General features: G+C 58.0%; 20 protein-coding genes and 1 pseudogene. 15 read left to right on the top strand and 6 right to left on the bottom strand.

The annotated features are described in order from the left end of the window. Nucleotides 1–119: 119 nt before the first annotated feature. The 4 genes from KVG87_RS16260 to KVG87_RS16275 all read left to right on the top strand — a co-directional run bounded on the left by KVG87_RS16260 (nucleotide 120) and on the right by KVG87_RS16275 (nucleotide 4,612). A complete protein-coding gene (locus KVG87_RS16260; RefSeq protein ID WP_217851536.1) occupies nucleotides 120–428 on the top strand; it encodes a hypothetical protein in 309 nt (102 codons plus the stop codon). Nucleotides 429–798: 370 nt separating this feature from the next. Next, on the top strand, nucleotides 799–2,562 hold the full coding sequence (locus KVG87_RS16265) for a hypothetical protein (RefSeq protein ID WP_217851538.1): 1,764 nt from the start codon (nucleotides 799–801) through the stop codon (nucleotides 2,560–2,562). Between the two features lie 359 nt (nucleotides 2,563–2,921). Next, the gene (locus KVG87_RS16270; protein WP_217851540.1) at nucleotides 2,922–3,338 is read left to right on the top strand and encodes a response regulator; all 417 of its coding nucleotides are present in this window, start codon (nucleotides 2,922–2,924) and stop codon (nucleotides 3,336–3,338) included. Between the two features lie 578 nt (nucleotides 3,339–3,916). Beyond that, the gene (locus KVG87_RS16275) at nucleotides 3,917–4,612 is read left to right on the top strand and encodes a hypothetical protein (protein WP_217851542.1); all 696 of its coding nucleotides are present in this window, start codon (nucleotides 3,917–3,919) and stop codon (nucleotides 4,610–4,612) included. 87 nt (nucleotides 4,613–4,699) lie between these two features. Here KVG87_RS16275 and KVG87_RS16280 read toward each other — a convergent pair whose 3' ends face one another. Next, the gene (locus tag KVG87_RS16280) at nucleotides 4,700–4,921 is read right to left on the bottom strand and encodes a hypothetical protein (RefSeq protein WP_217851544.1); all 222 of its coding nucleotides are present in this window, start codon (nucleotides 4,919–4,921) and stop codon (nucleotides 4,700–4,702) included. A 614-nt stretch (nucleotides 4,922–5,535) separates the two neighbouring features. Between KVG87_RS16280 and KVG87_RS16285 the strand changes: the two genes are divergently transcribed. From KVG87_RS16285 to ggt, 9 genes are all read left to right on the top strand, one after another. Further along, entirely contained in the window at nucleotides 5,536–6,012 is a 477-nt protein-coding gene (locus tag KVG87_RS16285; protein ID WP_217851547.1) for an ImmA/IrrE family metallo-endopeptidase, read from the top strand. After that, complete coding sequence (locus tag KVG87_RS16290) at nucleotides 6,009–6,422, top strand: hypothetical protein (RefSeq protein WP_217851549.1); 414 nt, start codon at nucleotides 6,009–6,011, stop codon at nucleotides 6,420–6,422. The genes KVG87_RS16285 and KVG87_RS16290 overlap by 4 nt, the downstream gene beginning before the upstream one ends. Nucleotides 6,423–6,914: 492 nt before the next feature. Beyond that, nucleotides 6,915–7,190: an excisionase gene (locus KVG87_RS16295; RefSeq protein ID WP_217851551.1), complete on the top strand. Its 276-nt coding sequence runs from the start codon at nucleotides 6,915–6,917 to the stop codon at nucleotides 7,188–7,190. Between the two features lie 417 nt (nucleotides 7,191–7,607). Beyond that, nucleotides 7,608–8,855, top strand: a complete 1,248-nt coding sequence (locus KVG87_RS16300) for an S-type pyocin domain-containing protein (protein WP_217851553.1) — start codon at nucleotides 7,608–7,610, stop codon at nucleotides 8,853–8,855. Nucleotides 8,856–8,861: 6 nt separating this feature from the next. After that, nucleotides 8,862–9,137, top strand: a complete 276-nt coding sequence (locus KVG87_RS16305; RefSeq protein WP_076564112.1) for a bacteriocin immunity protein — start codon at nucleotides 8,862–8,864, stop codon at nucleotides 9,135–9,137. Between the two features lie 98 nt (nucleotides 9,138–9,235). Then, the gene (locus tag KVG87_RS16310; RefSeq protein ID WP_076564113.1) at nucleotides 9,236–9,502 is read left to right on the top strand and encodes a bacteriocin immunity protein; all 267 of its coding nucleotides are present in this window, start codon (nucleotides 9,236–9,238) and stop codon (nucleotides 9,500–9,502) included. Further along, nucleotides 9,477–9,767, top strand: coding sequence for a bacteriocin immunity protein (locus KVG87_RS16315; protein ID WP_217851581.1), 291 nt, complete (start codon nucleotides 9,477–9,479; stop codon nucleotides 9,765–9,767). Before KVG87_RS16310 ends, KVG87_RS16315 begins: the two co-directional genes overlap by 26 nt. Nucleotides 9,768–9,817: 50 nt before the next feature. Continuing rightward, nucleotides 9,818–10,066, top strand: coding sequence for a bacteriocin immunity protein (locus KVG87_RS16320; protein WP_217851556.1), 249 nt, complete (start codon nucleotides 9,818–9,820; stop codon nucleotides 10,064–10,066). Nucleotides 10,067–10,282: 216 nt separating this feature from the next. Then, nucleotides 10,283–12,115 (top strand): gamma-glutamyltransferase, encoded by a 1,833-nt coding sequence (gene ggt, locus KVG87_RS16325; protein ID WP_217851558.1) that lies wholly within the window; start codon nucleotides 10,283–10,285, stop codon nucleotides 12,113–12,115. Nucleotides 12,116–12,169: 54 nt separating this feature from the next. On the opposite strand, the gene KVG87_RS16330 is transcribed toward ggt, so the two are convergent. The 4 genes and pseudogenes from KVG87_RS16330 to KVG87_RS16340 all read right to left on the bottom strand — a co-directional run bounded on the left by KVG87_RS16330 (nucleotide 12,170) and on the right by KVG87_RS16340 (nucleotide 15,680). Next, a complete protein-coding gene (locus KVG87_RS16330) occupies nucleotides 12,170–12,769 on the bottom strand; it encodes a flavin reductase family protein (RefSeq protein ID WP_217851560.1) in 600 nt (199 codons plus the stop codon). Between the two features lie 166 nt (nucleotides 12,770–12,935). Further along, nucleotides 12,936–13,496, bottom strand: a complete 561-nt coding sequence (locus KVG87_RS26255) for a methyl-accepting chemotaxis protein (RefSeq protein WP_241663599.1) — start codon at nucleotides 13,494–13,496, stop codon at nucleotides 12,936–12,938. Continuing rightward, nucleotides 13,476–14,252, bottom strand: a pseudogene (locus KVG87_RS26260) (PAS domain-containing protein); the annotation flags it as partial. The gene KVG87_RS26255 and the pseudogene KVG87_RS26260, both read right to left, overlap by 21 nt. A 114-nt stretch (nucleotides 14,253–14,366) precedes the next feature. Continuing rightward, nucleotides 14,367–15,680 carry an MFS transporter gene (locus tag KVG87_RS16340; protein WP_217851562.1) on the bottom strand — a complete coding sequence of 438 codons (1,314 nt, stop codon included), beginning with the start codon at nucleotides 15,678–15,680 and terminating at the stop codon, nucleotides 14,367–14,369. A 342-nt stretch (nucleotides 15,681–16,022) separates the two neighbouring features. On the opposite strand from KVG87_RS16340, the gene KVG87_RS16345 reads away from it, so the two are divergent. Beyond that, a complete protein-coding gene (locus tag KVG87_RS16345; protein ID WP_016773194.1) occupies nucleotides 16,023–17,441 on the top strand; it encodes a short-chain fatty acid transporter in 1,419 nt (472 codons plus the stop codon). Nucleotides 17,442–17,501: 60 nt separating this feature from the next. Here the strand turns inward: KVG87_RS16345 and KVG87_RS16350 are convergent, their stop codons facing one another. Continuing rightward, the gene (locus KVG87_RS16350) at nucleotides 17,502–17,792 is read right to left on the bottom strand and encodes a nucleotidyltransferase family protein (protein WP_042609686.1); all 291 of its coding nucleotides are present in this window, start codon (nucleotides 17,790–17,792) and stop codon (nucleotides 17,502–17,504) included. Nucleotides 17,793–18,010: 218 nt separating this feature from the next. Between KVG87_RS16350 and KVG87_RS16355 the strand changes: the two genes are divergently transcribed. Then, on the top strand, nucleotides 18,011–19,183 hold the full coding sequence (locus KVG87_RS16355) for a hypothetical protein (protein ID WP_217851564.1): 1,173 nt from the start codon (nucleotides 18,011–18,013) through the stop codon (nucleotides 19,181–19,183). Nucleotides 19,184–19,312: the final 129 nt, after the last annotated feature.

The following is a 19,312-nucleotide window of genomic DNA, read 5'->3' on the forward strand; positions in this document are numbered from 1 at the left end:
ACACCGATGGAAGCGCACTTCTAGGTGTAGGTGCGCGCGACAACGAGCAAAGCCACCGGGGCATTCCGCCCCTACTCAGCCAAAGCCCGCCGCAAGCAGGCGCCCTGTAGGAAACACATATGACTCTCCCCACCCCGATTAATCGCCTTTCGACTCCGCTCGGCATCACCGATCCTGTGCTACTGCGCGTGCTGCGTGAGCACGCCAACCAGGTTAATCAGCTCACAGAAGGACGTATTGCTGCCTTCTACTCTGCGCTCACTGCCGCGCCATCCAGCGGCCCTTGGATGCAGGGAGACTCCGTGAAGAACTCGGCGCCGTCGGAGTTAGGCACCGCCGGCTCCAAATACGTGATCGAAGGTTGGGTGTGTGTCGTCTCGGGCACGCCAGGAACATGGGTTCAAAAGCGCTTTCTGACGGGCAACTGATGAGCAACTCAATGCTGGTACTCGTTAACCAGACCTGAAAAGGAGGAGGAAAACCCCGGAGCTGGGGTGCTCGCCAGCTCCGTTTGCACACTCAGGATTCGACATATAGGACAGCACGACCGGCCTTCAAACCACTGTTCAAATATACAGATAAGGCAAAATCTGCTAATATTAGGTTATAACCTTGCATCGGAGAATGAGTTATGAGCAACAAGACCCGAGGCCATCAAACCAAGCCAACCCGCGCAGAGATCAGCGCCGCATATGAGCGCCTGCGTCTCGCAGCGAACTCTGGAAGCGTACAAGCGAATGCCGCACTGATTGCCTTGGCAGAACGCCGTCCTCTGCTACCTATGGAGGATTTAGTCGCATGAATGAAATCCGTTCCAGTATTCCGACGAGAGAATCCAGTATGGCAATTGATCCAAGCTCGATTCAGTGGGATGACGAACTGCAGATTGATCCGGCCGGCATCACGTGGGATGACGCACCTGATCAGGTGATGCCGGAGCAAGCCGTGCCAGAACCTGCCGCGCAAATGTCCGGTCTATCCCATCAGGCGGGCCGCTTCGGCAATCTGCCGGCACTGCCAGACAACGCCGGCAAGCAGCTGATGCAAGACGCTGGCAACATCCTCGGCGGAGCCCTGCGCGGCGCTGGCTCGATCGGCGCAACCATCGTCGCGCCCTATGACATCGTGCAGGACTTGCGGGCGGGCAAAGGGTTGTCGCTGGAATCCAACCGTCAGCGCCGGGCCGATATGGACTGGGCGCTTCAGGATCTCGGCGCGCAGCCTGACTCACTTGCGTTCAAGGGCGGCAAGCTCGGCGCTGAAATTGCCGGCACGGCCGGTGTTGGCGGCGCACTCGCCAAGGGCGCTGCAATGCTTCCGGGCGCCGCCAAGATTGCCCCGCTGATCGAATCGATTGGCTCCGGCGGGTTCCGCAATGGCGGCTTACAAGGGTTGACTGGGCTGGCGACTCGCGGCCTTGGCGGCGCTATCACGGGCGGCGCGGCGGCCGGGTTGGTCAATCCGGAAGATGCTGGGCTTGGTGCACTAGTTGGTGGCGCAATCCCAGGTGCCACGGCGGCTGTCGGTTCTACTACGCGCGGACTTGGCCGGGCCCTGCGAGGCGGAGAGGTTAAACCCGCCGTGAGCGCACTCGCACAAAGGGCTGAAGACCTTGGCATCAGCATCCCAAGCGATCGGATCGTCAACAGCAAGCCATTGAACGCCCTGGCCGCATCGCTGGAATATATGCCGCTCAGTGGTCGATCTGCAACGCTCTCGAACATGCAAAACCAGCTCAATCGCGCCGTTAGCCGAACGGTCGGCCAAGATTCGCCAGATGTAAATATGGCGCTTCGCAATGCTAGGCAAGATCTTGGATCGAAGTTCGAAACAGTGCTGCAGAGCAACAAGGTCAAGGTTGATGACCAATTTCTGCAAGATCTGGTAGAGCAGGGCCAGCGCGCCACAAGCGAACTGGAAACCGGACAGGCCAGCATCATTCAGAAGCAGATCGAGGAAATCCTTGGCAAGGCGCAGAACGGCGAGATCGACGGCCAAGCGGCCTACAACATCAAGAAGACACTCGACCGAATCGGCCAGCGCAACAGCCCGGAAGCCTACTATGCCAGCGACCTTCGCAAGTCACTGATGGGCGCGCTCAACCGCTCGCTGTCGCCGGCCGATGCGGCTGATTTCGCCACGGTTCGCCAGCAGTACGGCACGATGCTTGATCTGGAGAAGATGGCTCAGAACGGCGCAGAGGGGAACATCTCGATCGCCCGGTTGGCCAATATGAAGAACATCGGCAACCCTGAGCTGCAGGATCTGGCTGACATCAGCGCACAGTTCCTACGGTCACGGGAAAGCCCGCATGGCGCCATGCAGCGCTTGATGCTCGGCGGCCTTGGTGCTGCGGGCGCTGGCTCTGGATTCGTCCCACCGCTGCTGTTCGGTGGGGCCATGGTGGCAGGCCGGGGAGCCAATGCTGCCCTGAACAGTAATGCGTTGCGCGGCTTGCTAATGAGAGCGCCAAGCCAAGAAGGCGGTCTACTGTCTCACGGCGCGGAAAAGGCGAACAGGGTGTTTCCTCTTCTGGCGCCGCAACTGGTCAACGACCAGTAAGGCCGAGCCAGAAGCCGTAAATGCCGGCGCCGATCACGATTGCAACGCCTTTCCAGATCATGAAGTCGATCATCGTAAAGTCCGAGAAATCCACCAAGACCTCCAAGCCCGCCGACGCGGGCTTTTTTCTGAGGGGGCTAGAACATCATGGGCTACCGGAGCGGTCCCCAAGCCGTCATTGAGTCTAGTCGCTCCGCAGCGCTAGGAAGGTCAACTATCTTGACCGTTAATAAGGTATACACGCGTTGGTAACCACTTGCAGTAACCACCAAAATTAAGAACCAGAAACCGCCCAGTCTGAGAATTTGTTTACACTGAAAGTTCAGCCCCAACTCTGAAGTCGACCAAGGAACTTCTGCGTGAGCGTAAACCCGAATGAGAGGAAAGCCGCACTTAGACACGCCATCGTGATAGAGGATGAGATGGTCGTCCGAGTTCTTTTGGAAGAGGCGCTCGCAGAAATTGGATTTACATCGTCCGCCTTTGATAACGCCGCGGCAGCGCTCACCCATCTGGGAGATGTGAACGGCGAGTGCTCGCTGATCATTGCGGATCAGGGACTGCCAGGAGGCATTCAGGGGACTGACCTTATTCGCTTGGCAAGAGAAACTTGGCCAGACATTCCCTCAATTCTCACCTCTGGTTATCACGTCGACGACCAGATAATCCCTCCGTCGACCATCTACCTTCACAAACCTTACACACTTGAGGAACTGGAGCTGACTATCGCAGCAGTTCTTCAGGCGGATACCGGAGATAGTGACCAAGCGCGGTGACCAGCATCAGTGACCACCTCCGCTTTCCCTGTCATCGTCGGCACAGGTGCCCGTGACTTGGTTGCCACTCAGGTTGCCAGGGTATTCCGAGTTTTTGGGGGCCATAAAAAGGAACAGGCGCCCATACCGACGTCGTGTAACTGGGCAGGCTGTTACAGCCCCTGTTACAGCAAAACACGCTGTTTCACGCAGCGCTTCACGTGCAGATTTCGCGCACCCGAGCTGTGTAAAAAACCACAAAGTACGCAGGCTGGTACGCGCCATAAGTACGCGATCTGGTGCGCGTGCCGCTCAAGTTCGCACTCGAGGTTCGCACTTCTGGTTCGCACCCGCCAATGCGAACCCTGCTGTCGGTTACCAGCGCCGTTACCACGAAAAGTTACCAAAACGGTTTATTGCCAAGTGTCAGGTTTCCACGCGGTTTCCACAGTATCGCAGCGGATGACACTGGCAACCCTGCCACCGACCGATCCAGGCAGACAGTCGTTTGCTGGAAAACTTCGGTATTCTTCACAGGAATTGTGATTGTCAGCTCCATCCAATGCGCAGTCGACTCAACGAACAATAGGGAAATAGTTATGGGTGAGATCAACATCCCTCGCTCCGAGCGAGATGCTTTGAAAGCAGTTGATACCGATTTGTTGGATAAACTCATCGAGCAGTGCGTCGCAGACGAGTGCCCAGGCGCTTTGCAGCAACTCCGCCTTGAAGCCTGCGGGCCGTACGTCGCTTCGGAGTTCCGAACGTTCAAGAGGACGCTGACAGAACACGGCAACGCGAAAGCGCCGAAAAAGAGAGAGGAGACGGTATATAACGTTCGGCGTGCTGGCGATGATTTAGCACATGCTATCTCGCAGATGAAGTCCCGGCTGGAGACCGAAGAGAAAGAGGACCAACTCTTCTTCGTCGATGACCAGCTCATCGAGCCCTCCTATTTCGGCGAACGGCTAACTGTGCGAGTGGGCTATCGCTGGCGTCGAGCACTCACTGATGGGTGGGAGATCGGCAGCATTACCTTTATCCACAATGCGTGTTCTAGCCTCAGCTATGTAATGCCGGCCACTCAGCGTAAGCCGAGTACCGCCAAATTGAAGCAAGAGCTGCAGGACAAGCTCAGGGATGAGTGGAGGCATCTGATGAGCTTGGGGCTTCAAGCTGTCCGGCAGTATTTCAGGAACGGATGTGATGGCTCAGAGATTCCGGAAACATTCCACGTGAGCGCCGCGCGAGGACTGAACAACTACAGTGCAGACTTTTGGGCTGCAGCGTCTTGAGTGCCTTATCAAATAGCCACCGTTTGAAGGTGGCAGCATTCGGTCTTGGACGGCTGGTAACCGCTACGGCGGTTCCAGCCGTGGCACTCAGAGCTTGAAAAACTTGCGTGCTTTTTCTAACTGATCTTGCACATGAGCAGGTGTTGCTCCCTGCAGAATACGTGTGATCTCCCCTTCGATTTCTGCCCACAACACACCGTCACGCTTGATGATTTTGCGTGCTTCTCGTGCTTGCTGCTCCTCCATTGGATGCCCAGCAAAGCGCTTATCAACAAGGCCGAATGACTTTTTGAGATGAGTTTTCCACATAGCGATCCCCTTCCATTGAAAGGCAGCAGCATGACAGCTTCTTTCTGGCGATAAAACTGAGATTCAGAGGATCAGGGATTAACTGGGTTCAGTGTTGAAATCTACACTCCGTGTAGATTCCGACACGCAACGGCCGCGTCCTGAAAACAGGGTGAGAATGCCACAGTGTGGCGCTGTGACCACACTTTTGCGTTGGCGTGTAATCGGTCAACTCGGCACCTTCTCGCACCTCCGAAGCCGGCTATACACAACCCCCTAGGCATCGCTTAAACAATGGCTATACACAACCCCCTAGGCATCGAGCACTTCCAGTTACTCGAAACGCGTGTCGACGAGTGAGCAGTGAGCAGTGAGCAGTGAGCAGTGAGCAGTGAGCAGCTTGTGCCATGCGCTGGGTGTCAATGCCGATGACCGACGCTGCTACGCTTTCGTTTTCACGGTGGGAGTCGAAGCTAGGTTTCTTGCTTAACTGTATATTGGTACAGTACTTGCTTTGATTTTTTCAGGAACAAGAATGACAAGACCTGTCAACATAAATTTGACGATTAACCTTGACTTGTGCAGAATCGCGCCTCATTTTTGATATACGAATCCACGCAAACAAAGGAGGCCGCATGGAGTATCGCACTGCAAACGACGTCCTTTCAGCGCACTGGGATGGCCGTCTTCCGGTGAACCCTCAATCTATCGCCCAGGCTATGGGGATAGAAGTGAGGATGAGTAATCCTTTCGGCGGTGGGAATTCCACAGAAAGCGGCCATTACATGTACCGTAATGGCGCACCGTTGATTACTTACAACATGCTCGATGCCCCAGTAAGGCAGCGATTCACAATTGCTCATGAGATCGGACATCACGTCCATGGTGACTTGGATGCTCCACGTGATACCTCTGAGCAGTTCAGCGCTCGATCGCGAGACCCGAAAGAGGTCGCGGCAAATAGATTCGCCGCGGCCTTGCTTATGCCTGCTGCGCTTGTAAAGCACATGGTGCTTGAGCAGCGAGTAACTGATTTATCCAAGCTGGCGAGTACCTTTGGAGTTTCGACGGCTGCGATGGAGTTCAGGCTTAAAGCGATTGGGCTTTTATGACTGATGCTAGTGATGACCTCGCTAGTGGCGAAGCAGAAAATCCTGGTCTTATCGGAGACTTTCTGAGGAAGGAGGCTTGGCGCTTCCGCTGGGAAAAGCGTCTGACAAACGTCACGGTTTGCCTGATCATTATTTTCTACTTATCCCTGCTGGGTTTCGTCTTCTTCGGCAACATCCGGGTGACGGTCGGCGCTTGGTATTTCTTCAGTTCGGTGAGGCCCCACACCACAGGTGACATCCCTATTATCGTGTCACTCTCAACTGTGCCAACATTGCTGCTCATAGCGTTACTGAGATACTTCCATCACCGACCGAAGCCCGAGCAGGACGACATTCAGGCACCACTTCCGATCAGTGTCGAGGCGGCAAAAGAGATCATAAAAGCCACAACCGACGCAATGAAAGGGTGAAGCAGCGGCGAGACTGCAGTCTTGGACGTGATCGGCGAAAACGCCGGCCATATCCGTCAGGGACTGGCTAGTCTCAAGTCACAAGGCACTGCTTGAACCAACGTCAGCAGGGAGCGCAAATGCACGATGATCGCGAAGTGCTGTTTGTTGCCGACCTAGCAACGATGCTTGGGCGGACTGAGGCGTCTATCAGAGAGGGAATTCGCCGTGGTGTGGACTGGTTGCCGAAGAGTTTCAGAATGGGAACTAGGCACTGCTGGCTCAAGGAGGACGTGCGGGAGTTTCTACGCGCCTGCCGGGACGGCGAGAACAAGACGCGGAAAGTCGGTAGACCGAGGCAGACACCGCCAACACTGAGAGATATCAGGAAATGACAGTGTGGGCATCGATCGCTTCATGCGCCTCGGCCACGAGCTCTAAAGAGCAAGTGGCGCGCCATTCTCGCGCTCGCTGTAAGCCGAACGTAGACGATCAGGCTGAGGAATGCGAAAAATGCGTTATGTGACTGTCAGAAAGTTTTCCAGCGACTCTGGGTACACCGAGGCCGCGATTCGAGCAAAGATCGCTGACGGCACTTGGGGTAAAGATCACGTTTGGCGAAAAGCACCTGACGGGCGAGTGCTGATCGACGTCGATGGTTACGAAGCTTGGGTGGAGATGGGCAAACCATCAACGGCGAATCGAGAAGATAAGTTCCGGTCAGGTCAGAGCCCCGGGCCGCTGATGAGCAAAGGGCCAAAACTCGGAAGTCCAAAGCCGTTAGTGTGATACCGCTCGTCGGAGCGAACATGCTTTCCGAATGGTGGCTTTCGGGCCCCTTCTGGCGGAAAGAAAATGCCAAAAAGCACCTAGCAGCGCTCGCCATGTATCCCCACATGTATCCCTCGCGTAAATAGAAAGATAAATATCCAATAAATTCAGCATGTTAAGCTATCAGTTCAAATGTCTGTGTACCACCAAGTACTAAAAACGGCTTACCGAAAGGTAGGCCGTTTTTTTATGCCTTGGGAAAAGTCCTTTTCCTCCCGCTCCCTGCATGCAATTCAGATACCTCCGTAAGAAAAAAGTAGATCTCTGGTACGAAACGGATCTTTCGTAGCATCAGCCACCTGTCGCTCTCTCCCCGAATCGCTCCTATACCGACAAGCTCCCCTGGCTCGATTCAGCGCCATGCAGGGAGTTGGCATGCCTCAATACAAATACCTTCTCGACGATGACTGGTTATTAAATCCGTATAGCGGTGGCAGGGCCTGGTTTACTTTGCTTCCACCGAAAGCGCCGGAGCCAGTGTACATCGAGAAGGATGAGTGGCCTGCGCCCAAGCCACGCGAAGACAGGGTATTTGCCAAGTCCTGCACGCCGGACAACTGGTGTCGCACGGACGCTGGCACTGCCAAGGAGCCAACCAGCAACTTCGGCAAGATCATGGTCGCCGGCGCCATGCTCATGCCCTCCGCCAGTACCGCGGTCGCGACGGCAATAGGCGCCGACCTGGCTTTGGGGCGTCTGGCCGGCGGCGGGATTTTGCAACAGCGCCTGAACTGGGCCATCCGTGGCGCCGGCGGGCCGGCCAGTGTGTTCGTGCTGGGAATGCTGCCAAGCAAAATGGCCGACGGCACGCTTCACACCGACGAAGAACTACGCCGCATGAGCCGCGCCACCACGCGCGTGCGCTTCCAGTTTCGTCGTGATGCCGAAGGTGTTCTGCGGGTCTACGGCATCCACTCCGGCGCCTCTGGCGACGACGCCGTACGCACGGTGAACGTCAAGTGGAACGCCGACAAGACCGCCATGGAGGCCAAGCTCAACGGCATCACCATTCTCTGGACGCCGCAACGCGGGCCGTTGGGATCGATGCCACCGCTGGTTTATCCCGACCACGGTGAGGCACTCGACCCGATCCTCGTCCACCCGATCCCGGACAATACCGATAGCCAGATTGAGGGTCTGCCGGGCGAGGATGTAACGGCCGAGGATTGTATTCTGGTGTTCCCGGCGGACACCGGGCTGAAGTCGTTATATGTGGTTTATTCGAGGCCGGCGAGGCTGACGCCGGGGATCGTTACGGGGGTGGGTGAGGATGTGGCGGGGATATGGCTTGCGGGTGCTGATTCGGACGTGGGGGTTCCGATTCCAACAGACGTTGCCAACTCTCTACGAGGACGAGAATTCAAAAACTTCGACTCATTCAGAGCAACCTTTTGGAAAACTGTTGCAGAGTCAACATCGGGGGGTGAGTTGATTGAACAGAATGTTGGTCGCATGCGTAAGGGTAAGGCGCCACGTGTGCGTAAAGGCGATAGAGTCGGCGGTAGAAAGTCTTATGAAATTCACCATCTCGAAAAAATATCCAAGGGTGGTGGCGTATATGACCTAGATAACCTTCGAGTAAATACTCCTCGGAACCATATCGATATACACCGGCGTGAATAGGCAAATATGAAAGACACCTTATTAAAAGCCAGCATTTCTGAATACACAGAGGCCGAATTCGTCGCGCTACTACAAGAGCTCGCGAAAGAGGATGAAGAAGCTGAAAACGATGATCGTGCTGATTTACTGTTGGCGCACTTCGAGACAATCAGCGAGCATCCAGCAGGATCAGACTTGATCTACTACCCGGAGCCTGGTGCTGATAACTCCCCTGTGGGGGTAATGCAAAGTGTCAGGGACTGGCGAGAAGCACAGGGATTGCCGGGGTTCAAAGGCTCTTGATAAATCGTGTCGTTGAGGGTTCGAGCCATCGAGTTAAACTTTGGCTGTCACGATTTATTGCGTCTCAACACATCCAAGATTCGTGCATGAGATAGGCAATGGCAACGGAATTCCTTATTAAAGACGATTTGTCAGATTACACCGAGCAAGAATTCATCAACATCCTTGAGCGCATTATCGGAAATGAGGGGAGCGAAGAAGAAGAAAGCAAGCTCGTTCTTCACTTCAATTTGATTTGTGGACACCCAACAGGATCCGATTTGATTTTTTACCCTGAAGATGGCGCCGATGACTCGGCACAGGGAATCATTGAGTCATTGAAGAAATGGCGTAGTGACCATGGACTGTCGGGCTTCAAACAATGATAAGAAACGCACCAAGCAAAGCATAGCTGACTACACAGAATCAGAATTGATCTGTTTCGTGAAAAATATAAGAGCAGTCAACAGAAGTGGGTCTGACAAGGAGCTTGGCAGATTGCTGGCGGAATTCAGGGCTTTGACCGGCCACCCCGCTGGAACAGACCTGATCTTCTACCCCGAGCCCGGAGCAGATACAACATCTGCCGGAATAGCTCGTACAGTCATGGCATGGCGCGAAGCGAATCGACTACCCGGATTCAAGACATGAATCCTGCCGCCCGTTTCATTTGAACTGTGGAACTACAACTGGGGAATGTCATGACTAACATATCCGACTACACCGAAGCAGAATTCTTGAAATTTGTGCAATCTGTTCTTGCAGCCAACACAAGCCCAGACGAGATTCTCGATCCGCTGTTGTTTGAATTTGTACGTCTGTGTGAGCACCCAGCGGGCACTGACCTTATCTATTGGCCCGAGGATATGAAACAACAAACAGCCGAGGGCATTACCGAAATCGTGAAAAAGTGGCGCTCTACCCATGGTCTACCTGGCTTCAAGCAATAAGTTTCTGACTCACCAACCCTGCATCACTCTCAAGAAGATCGCATCGCCTGAGTTACCGCTTTCGCGAGCAGGCTCGCTCCCACAAGGGCATCGTATTCGGCCAATCGATTGGCGCGGCCGCTGATCGGAAGGGCTGTAATCCCCACGCGGTTTGCACCCCGCCCGCCCGCTCGATAAAGTCCCTCAAGACTTCTACCCCACGGACGGAGAGCCCGCGTGTTTCCAGCCCAGCCCTTAAAGCGCTTTCGCCTGCCAGCCCTGACACTGCTTGTCAGCGCCCTGACCCTCACCGCATGCAACGCCCCGCCCTCTTCTTCCTTGCCGCTGGCACCGGAAGCCGCTTCCGGTTACCGCACTGATCTGCAAACCCGACACGCCAATAAACACATGGCCGCTGCTGCCAATCCACTCGCGGCCGAAGCCGGGCGGGAGATGTTGCGTCAGGGTGGTTCGGCGATTGATGCGGCGATTGCGATGCAGGCGGTGTTGACGCTGGTTGAGCCGCAGTCTTCCGGGATCGGTGGCGGGGCGATGATTGTGTTGTGGGATGGCAAGCAGGTGCGCACCTATGACGGCCGCGAAACGGCCCCGGCCGGGGCCACCGAGAAGCTGTTCCTGAAGGCTGATGGTAAACCGATGGCCTTTACGCAAGCGCAGATCGGCGGGCGCTCGGTCGGTACGCCCGGGGTATTGCGGGCGCTGGAGCTGGCGCATCGACAACACGGTCGCTTGCCATGGGCGAAGCTGTTTGAGCCGGCGATCAAACTGGCCGAGCAAGGCTTTGCGATTTCCCCGCGCCTGCATTCGCTGCTGACTGCCGATCCACTGATACGCCAGTCGCCAGACATGGCTGCGTACTTCCTGAATGAGGATGGCAGCGTCAAAGCTGTCGGCACGCGCCTGCAGAACCCGAAGTTGGCGGCCGTGTTCAAACGTATCGCCAGCGAAGGTGCCGATGCGCTGTACAAAGGTCCGATCGCTGAAGAGATCGTCGCCAAGGTTCAACAGCACGCCAACCCCGGCAGCCTGTCGCTGAACGATTTGCAGCGCTATCAGGCCAAGGAACGCGCGCCGCTGTGTACCGACTACAAGCGTTGGCAGGTCTGCGGCATGCCGCCACCGTCGTCAGGCGGGATCGCCGTGGCGCAGATTCTCGGCACGTTGCAGGCGCTGGAGACTCGCGACCCACGCCTGTCGCTGACCCCGCTCAAACCAGTGAACAGCAATAGGCCAGCCGGCATCGAACCGGCGCCGCAAGCGGTGCATCTGATCGCCGAGGCTGAACGTCTGGCCTATGCCGACCGTGCGCAATACGTGGCCGACACCGACTTCGTCCCGGTGCCGGTCAAAGGTCTGCTCGATCCGGCCTACCTGGCCAGCCGCGCCAACCTGATCGGCGAGCGCAGCATGGGCAGCGCCAAACCGGGCACACCGCCGGGCGTACAGGTTGCCTACGCACCGGACCGCTCGCCGTTACGCATCTCCACCTCGCAAGTGGTCGCGGTGGATGACCTCGGCGGCGCCGTGTCGATGACCACCACCATCGAAGCCGCGTTCGGCTCGCACCTGATGGTTCAGGGTTTTCTGCTGAACAACCAGATGACCGACTTCTCGTTCATCGCCGAAGAGAACGGGCAGAAAGTCGCGAACCGCGTCGAACCCGGAAAACGCCCACGTTCGTCGATGGCGCCGACGCTGATCTTTGATCGCAACACTGGTGAATTTGTCGCCACGGTCGGCTCGCCCGGCGGCTCGCAAATCATCGAATACGTGGCGAAAACCACCATCGGCCTGCTCGACTGGAACCTCGATGCACAAAGTGCGATCAACCTGCCCAACTTCGGCAGCCGCAATGGCCCCACCGAACTGGAACAGGGACAGTTCAGCGCGGCGCTGATTCAGGCACTCAAGGACAAGGGCCACACGCTCAGCGAAATCGACATGACCAGCGGCACCCAAGCGATCGTGCGGGTGAAGGATGCGCAGGGCAAAGCGACCTTGACGGGGGGTGCCGATCCTCGGCGTGAGGGAGAAGCGTTGGGGGACTGAAACACTGCATTGAATAAAGGCCTGTCGAGCAGCAGGCCTTCTCCCGGGAGTAAATCAGACCGCCAACGTCTTGCCATCCACCCCATCCCCAATCGTCAGGAAATGCCCGCCCGCAACGTGGTGCAACGTACGCAAACCATCGTGCCCTTCGAAATGCCAGCGCCCATCGCTGAACACACGCTCGTCGGCCTGGGCGGCGATGACTTCGGCGAGGAACAGGTCGTATTGCTCGTGATTGCGCGGCTCCGGCAGCAGGCGGCATTCGAGCCAGGCGACACAGCCCTCGAGCAGCGGCGCTTCAACCTGCTCGCCAGCGAAGGTTTGCAGACCGTACGCCTGAAACTTGTCCTGACCTTGGTTGCGGGTGATTTCCAGGCCGGAGGTGTTGCCGACGGTTTGCACGATATCGGCCTGATTGACGCAAGGCACATTCAGCACAAAAGTGCCGGAGGCTTCGAGCAACTGGCGAGTCCAGGTGGATTTGTCGAGGACGACGGCGACTTTCGGTGGTTCGAAATCCAGCGGCATGGCCCAGGCGGCGGCCATGATGTTGCGCTGGCCGTCGTGAGCGGCGCTGACCAGCACGGTCGGCCCGTGGTTGAGCAGGCGGTAGGCTTTGTTCAGGGGCACCGGACGGCGGTGGGAGACGCTCATGGGATCTGCTCCGGAGGAAAAGGAGCCGATTGTAGCGCTGCCACTGGAGAAACACAGAACCTGTGGGAGCGAGCCTGCTCGCGAAAGCGGTGTATCAGCCAACATTAACGTTAAATGTTGAATCGCTTTCGCGAGCAGGCTCGCTCCCACACTTGGTCAGTGTCGATCAGTGAGAGAGCTGATTGGCAAACTGCCCCACCGCATCCACCACTTTCTGCGCACCGTCCTGAATCTCGACAATTACCGTGCCTGCCTCCGCCGCCAACGCCAGGCCCTGTTCAGCCTGAAGCTTGCCGTCGGTCATCAGCGCCACGGCATTGCGGGCCATTTCCTGGTTCTGCCGTACCACGCCGACGATTTCGTCCGTCGCCTGGCTGGTGCGCGAGGCCAGTTGCCGAACCTCATCTGCGACAACGGCAAAACCACGGCCCTGCTCGCCGGCCCGGGCGGCTTCGATCGCGGCGTTGAGCGCCAGCAGGTTGGTCTGTTCGGCAATGCCGCTGATGGTTTTGACGATCGTGCCGATCACCAGCGACTGCTCGTTCAGCGCCTCGATACCTTCGCCAGCGGCTTGCATGTGCCGCGACAAATCACGCATCACGTTCACCGCTTCGGTGACGACCGTGGTGCCCCGTTGCGCGGTGCTGTCGGTTTGTTGCGAGGTGCTGTAAGCGATGCTCGCTGCATCGGCAACCGCCTGCTCGCGGTTGACCTGATCAGTAATCACCGTGGCGAACTTCACCACTTTGTACAGTTTGTCGTTGGCATCAACCACCGGGTTGTAGGACGCTTCCAGCCACACCGTACGACCATGGCTGTCGATACGCTTGAAGCGGCCTGCGACGAATTCGCCGCTGTTCAAGCGCCGCCAGAAGTTCTGGTACTCGGCGCTGTTGTACTCTTCCGGGGCGCAGAACGTGCGGTGATGTTTGCCTTTGATCTGCGCCAGGCTGTAACCCATGCCGTTGAGGAAGCGATCATTGGCGCTGAGCACATTGCCGTTGAGGTCGAACTCGATCACGGCGGTGGAGCGCACCAGCGCGCCGATCAGGTTCTCATGCTCGCGGGAGGCTTCGATGGTGCGGGTCAGGTCGCTGGCGTAGAAGGAAATGTGTCTGATCCGGCCATCAGACGAGCGCACCGGTTGCACGATCGAACGCAGCCACGCCTCGTCGCCATTGCCGCGCAACAGGCGCACGGCGCCGGCGAAGTGCTCGCCACGGCTCATCGAGTTTTTGAAGCGCTGGTGGAATTCGTCGGTTTTGACGTGGGCCGGCACGATGTCTTCGATTGCCCGGCCGATCAGGTCCTGGCTCTTGTAGAACATTTCATCGAGAAAATTCTGGTTGACCGAACGAATCCGCCCGTCGGGCTCAAGGGTCAGCGCGAGCATTTCGCTTTCCAGGCTTTCCTTCACTTGTACAAGGCTGGAGAGTTCTTCGCGCAGAGCGGCCAGCTCTTGTTTCAAGCGTTTATTGAACATGGGAAAGCACCGATGGCAGGGTAGTTAGCGGATACAACCTAGCCATCGGCCTTGCGCAGCTTTTCTGAAGCCAGCGCCAGACCCGTCAGTCGAAAATAATCCGGCGCTTGCGGATCAGGCAGCGCCGGCAGCCTGACACGGTCCGGTACGTGGCATGCGCGCACCGAAATACGCCGCTGTCAGAACTCCCACCGCGCCCATCACTGCACAGAAGATTACGCAGACCCACGGGCTCCACGGCATCAGACCAATCAGCAACAGCGGCGTGATACTTGCCCACGCCGCGTAGGCAATGTTGTAGGTGAAGGAAATGCCCGACACGCGAATCCGCGCCGGAAACAACCCGACCATCACCGAAGGCACCGCGCCAACTACCCCACAAGCCAGACCGGCGACCGCATAGGCCATGCCGATCCAATGCCCGCCCATGATCAGACAGCCATACAGCACGCCAATCCCCAGCGGCAGCAACAGGCTGTACAGCATGACCGTGCGCCAGGCGCCGATGCGGTCGACCAGCAGTCCGGCAATCACGCAGCCGATATTCAGAAAAACGATGCCCAAGGCACTGAGGCCGAAGGTGTGGCTGGCGGTCATGCCGAAGGTTTTCTGCATCATGGTCGGGGTGATGACGACGAACACCACCACTGCCGAGGTGAGTACGCAGGTGAGCAACATGGCCGGCAGCATGGCCAGACGATGTTCACGCAGCACCGTGCGCAGAGGCAGCTCGACCCGCGCCTCGCGCTGCGCTTCCAGGGCCATGAACACCGGGGTTTCGCTGAGCCAGCGGCGCAGGTAAACGCCCACCACGCCAAACACACCGCCGAGCAGGAATGGATAGCGCCAGGCGTAATCGAGAATTTCGGCAGGCGTGAAAACCTGCGCGAGGAAGGTCGCGGTGAGTGCGCCGATCAAGTAACCGAAGGTCAGGCCGGCTTGCAGGAAACCGAGGGCGTAACCGCGATGGCCGGTCGGGGCATGCTCGGCGACGAACACCCAGGCACTTGGCACTTCGCCGCCCACCGCAGCGCCTTGCAGGATGCGCAGCGCCAGCAACAGCAAGGGGGCGAAATAGCCGATCTGCGCGTAGGTCGGCATGATCCCGATCAGCAGGCACGGCAGGGCCATCATCAGGATGCTCAGGCTGAACACCTTTTTGCGGCCCAGACGGTCGGCGAAATGCGCCATCAGAATCCCGCCCAGAGGCCGCGCCAGATAACCGGTGACGAAGATGCCGAAGCTTTGCAGCAGACGCAGCCACTCCGGCATTTCCGGCGGGAAGAACAACTGACTCAGGGTCAGCGCGAAGAATACGAAGATGATGAAATCGTAGATTTCCAGCGCCCCGCCGAGCGCGGCAAGGCCGAGGGTCTTGTAGTCGGCACGGCTGAACGGCGCCGGTCGGGCTGGAGAATTGGCAGTCATGACAAAGAACTCAGGCATCGGCAAAAACCAAGGCGCTCATGGTCTACGCAAAAGCGCGGATCGACAACCCGTCAGACCATAGTCTCGGTTTGCGAAAACCTGCTCAACAAAAGGGCGGCGCTTGATTTACTGTTAGCGCCTGTCCAAGGGACCACGCCAACACCGACCAGCCGCCCATGTGGGAGCGAGCCTGCTCGCGAAACGTCAGTTCAGACAATCTGATGCTGAATGTGCCGACGTCTTCGCGAGCAGGCTCGCTCCCACAGGGGATCTCCGTGGCTGTCGAGCCGGGCGACTGCTCCCGCGGATCAAAATAACCATAAAAAATCCGAGGTACTTCCCGTGGCCGTTGATATCGAAGATAGCCGCTCCGCGCGCTTTGCCCTGCGCTGTTCCAGTTTTGCCGAACGCTGGTTTCCCGATTCCTGGGTATTCGCCGCGTTGGCCGTGATCATCGTTGCGCTGGCCACTCTGGCCATGGGCGCCAAACCCACCGCTGCAGCGATGGCCTTCGGCGACGGCTTCTGGAGCCTGATCCCGTTCACCATGCAGATGGCCTTCGTGGTGATCGGCGGTTACGTCGTCGCCAGCTCGCCGCCCGCGGTCAAACTGATCGACAAACTGGCACGCATCCCGAAAAACGGCCGCTCCGCCGTGGCCTGGGTAGCGTTGATTTCGATGGTCGCATCGCTGCTCAATTGGGGTCTGTCGCTGGTATTCGGCGGGCTGCTGGTACGCGCCCTCGCCCGCCGCACCGACCTGAAAATGGATTACCGCGCCGCCGGTGCCGCTGCGTATCTAGGTCTGGGCGCGGTGTGGGCGCTGGGCTTGTCATCGTCAGCCGCACAGTTGCAGGCCAACCCGGGCAGCCTGCCGCCGTCGATCCTGTCGATCACTGGCGTGATCCCGTTCACCGAAACCATTTTCCTCTGGCAGTCCGGGGTCATGCTGCTGGCACTGATCGTGATCTCGATCATCATCGCTTACGCCACCGCGCCCGGGCCGAACTCGGCACGCGACGCCAAGGCCTGCGGCATCGACCCGGCGTTCAACCTGCCGCCGCTGCAACCGCGCACTCGCCCCGGTGAATGGCTGGAACACAGCCCGTTGCTGATCATTGTGCTGGTGCTGCTGGCGGCGGGCTGGCTGTTCCACGAGTTCTCGACCAAACCGGCGATCACTGCGATTTCCGGCCTGAACACCTATAACTTCCTGTTCATCATGCTCGGCGCGCTGTTGCACTGGCGCCCGCGCAGCTTCCTTGATGCGGTGGCCCGTGCGGTACCGACCACCACTGGCGTATTGATCCAGTTTCCGCTGTACGGCTCGATCGCCGCGCTGATGACCACGGTCAAAGGCGCCGATGCGCAAACCCTCGCGCATCACATCTCGACTTTCTTTGTCAGCATCGCCTCCCACGACACCTATGCGCTGCTGATGGGCGTGTATTCGGCGATTCTCGGCTTTTTCATCCCGTCCGGCGGCGGTAAATGGATCATCGAAGCGCCCTACGTGATGCAAGTCGCCAATGATCTGCAATACCACCTCGGCTGGGCGGTGCAGATCTACAACGCCGCCGAAGCCCTGCCGAACCTGATCAACCCGTTCTATATGCTGCCGCTGCTGGGCGTGCTCGGGTTGAAGGCGCGGGACTTGATAGGCTTTTCGTTCGTGCAACTGCTGGTGCACACGCCGCTGGTGCTGCTGTTGTTGTGGGCGCTGGGGACGACATTGGCGTATACGCCGCCGGTGATGCCGTAAGTCGATAAAAACGCACCGGCTCAAGGGCAGGTGCTCTTAAAACTTGGTTTGATCGCTGCTTTAGACGGGTCGCGCCTGATCAAGCACCTGCTGACGAAATTTCACTGGCAGGTCGCCGGGGGTCAGCACCTCGACCGCAACACCCAGCAGGTCTTCAAGCTCAACCTGAAGTCCGCCCAGATCAAAAAGCGTCGTGCCGGGCAGCGGGTCAACCAGCAGATCGAGATCGCTACCGTCCAGATCCGTCCCCAGCAATGCTGAACCAAATACACGCGGGTTGGCCACACGAAAGCGCCCGATCACTTCGCGGACGGCGGACCTTTGCATGTCGAGAGCAGTAGAAGGCTTCATGACTCACCCTTGGAAAATTCGATGTCGCTGCAGTCTAGCAGTGCGGACGCGCACCAGGCAGCGTGCTTGTTGGCACAGCCGTAACAATATGTGCGCTGCTTGGGTAATACCGCATTCAGGCAAGAATCCATACTCAACCGCTTTTCTGTCAAACACCGCTGATCCACTATGAAGCGCCCCCGAACTCGAGGGGAACCCACGCTGAAAAGGATCTGAGCATGTTCAAACTCGTAGGACTTACCCTCGTTGCACTGACGCTAAGCGCCGCCGTCCACGCCGATATCGACGTGAAACTGGGCAGCACCGAGCGCGTCACCCGCCTCTTCGCCTACCCCAACAATTGCAGCGTGATCTGCTTTCGCAATTGGACGCTGGAGCAGACCGTCGCTCATTACTTGAGCCAGAGCGTACAGCGCGATGGTTACGCCGATGCCAAGGTGCTGGTGAAAACCGACAACGATCAGCTTTACGCCGAGATCACCGGAGTGCCGGACGGCTATGACAAGCCGCTGTCGGCGTTGCTCGACGCCGGCGACCTGGCGTATGCCGGCGCCAGCAAGCTCAATGCCGATGGCAAATGGGCCTACAGCTGGTATCTGTTCCTGCCGCTGGGCATGGCGCTGGAGAATCGCAAGAGCGTCGAGCTGCTGCACTTCCCGCCTGACTACTCGCTGACCCAGGCGCAGGACTATCTGTGCTCGAACACCACCGATCGCTGGGCGACGTTGCTGACCGATAACGGCATCCCCGCCGGGCAGACGCCGGCTTACCAGACCATCATCGACATCGCGCCGATCGCCGCGCCGTCCAATGCTGGCGGGGATCTGGAGGACGTCTACGACTACTTCAAGGATTACCAGACCACGCTGGTCAAGCAGTTCAGCCAGACCGCCAGTCGCACGACGTTGCCGATGGTTGCGTTTGGGGCGCCGGTGCGCAACTGGATCAAGGAACAATATGGGCCGACGGTTGGCGTATTGGGTCTGGCAAGCATCAGTCCAAGCGAAGGGGTGAATGTGCCGGTGCTCGGCTCGAATCATCCGAGCTATATCTGGTACGCCGCCGATCCGAAGAGCTATACCGGCGACGATGCCCAGGCCAAGGCTGACGCGGCGGGCCTGAAAGTCATGGGCCAGGATTTGAGCGCGGCTTGCTGGCAGGCCGGGATGGGCAGCAAACCGGGCAGCGATGCACAGGCCACGCTGAACAGTTGCACACAAACATGGCAGGTGACGCAAAAGGTCAAAACCTGCGAGTTGTTCTATACCTCGATCCGCAACCTCAGCGCAGAACAAGCCGCCGCCAAGTGCGCCACGCCACGAATCAAGACACAACTGCAGCAGCTGAAAGCGCCCTTGCCTGCGGCCGCCGTGCCCGCACCCGCTCTGTAGTCGCTGCCGGAGCCCCCGTGTCAGCCAATGCTGACGCGGGCCAACGGTGATCGCGCCTGTCAGGTTTGACAGTAGACCGGTACCTTCAATTGCGCGACGCTTGGATCCAATCATGCTTCGCCTGGCGGG

It is taken from the genome of Pseudomonas siliginis (genome assembly GCF_019145195.1).
GTDB lineage: Bacteria > Pseudomonadota > Gammaproteobacteria > Pseudomonadales > Pseudomonadaceae > Aquipseudomonas > Aquipseudomonas siliginis.

Coding starts and splice junctions, on each gene's coding strand:
- KVG87_RS16320 (WP_217851556.1), top strand. CDS start 9,818: ATGACTAACATATCCGACTACACCGAAGCAGAATTCTTGAAATTTGTG.
- KVG87_RS16295 (WP_217851551.1), top strand. CDS start 6,915: ATGCGTTATGTGACTGTCAGAAAGTTTTCCAGCGACTCTGGGTACACC.
- KVG87_RS16275 (WP_217851542.1), top strand. CDS start 3,917: ATGGGTGAGATCAACATCCCTCGCTCCGAGCGAGATGCTTTGAAAGCA.
- KVG87_RS16280 (WP_217851544.1), bottom strand. CDS start 4,921: ATGTGGAAAACTCATCTCAAAAAGTCATTCGGCCTTGTTGATAAGCGC.
- KVG87_RS16305 (WP_076564112.1), top strand. CDS start 8,862: ATGAAAGACACCTTATTAAAAGCCAGCATTTCTGAATACACAGAGGCC.
- KVG87_RS16310 (WP_076564113.1), top strand. CDS start 9,236: ATGGCAACGGAATTCCTTATTAAAGACGATTTGTCAGATTACACCGAG.
- KVG87_RS16290 (WP_217851549.1), top strand. CDS start 6,009: ATGACTGATGCTAGTGATGACCTCGCTAGTGGCGAAGCAGAAAATCCT.
- KVG87_RS16300 (WP_217851553.1), top strand. CDS start 7,608: ATGCCTCAATACAAATACCTTCTCGACGATGACTGGTTATTAAATCCG.
- KVG87_RS16285 (WP_217851547.1), top strand. CDS start 5,536: ATGGAGTATCGCACTGCAAACGACGTCCTTTCAGCGCACTGGGATGGC.
- KVG87_RS16355 (WP_217851564.1), top strand. CDS start 18,011: ATGTTCAAACTCGTAGGACTTACCCTCGTTGCACTGACGCTAAGCGCC.
- KVG87_RS16260 (WP_217851536.1), top strand. CDS start 120: ATGACTCTCCCCACCCCGATTAATCGCCTTTCGACTCCGCTCGGCATC.
- KVG87_RS16315 (WP_217851581.1), top strand. CDS start 9,477: ATGGACTGTCGGGCTTCAAACAATGATAAGAAACGCACCAAGCAAAGC.
- KVG87_RS16330 (WP_217851560.1), bottom strand. CDS start 12,769: ATGAGCGTCTCCCACCGCCGTCCGGTGCCCCTGAACAAAGCCTACCGC.
- KVG87_RS16265 (WP_217851538.1), top strand. CDS start 799: ATGAATGAAATCCGTTCCAGTATTCCGACGAGAGAATCCAGTATGGCA.
- KVG87_RS16350 (WP_042609686.1), bottom strand. CDS start 17,792: ATGAAGCCTTCTACTGCTCTCGACATGCAAAGGTCCGCCGTCCGCGAA.
- KVG87_RS16340 (WP_217851562.1), bottom strand. CDS start 15,680: ATGACTGCCAATTCTCCAGCCCGACCGGCGCCGTTCAGCCGTGCCGAC.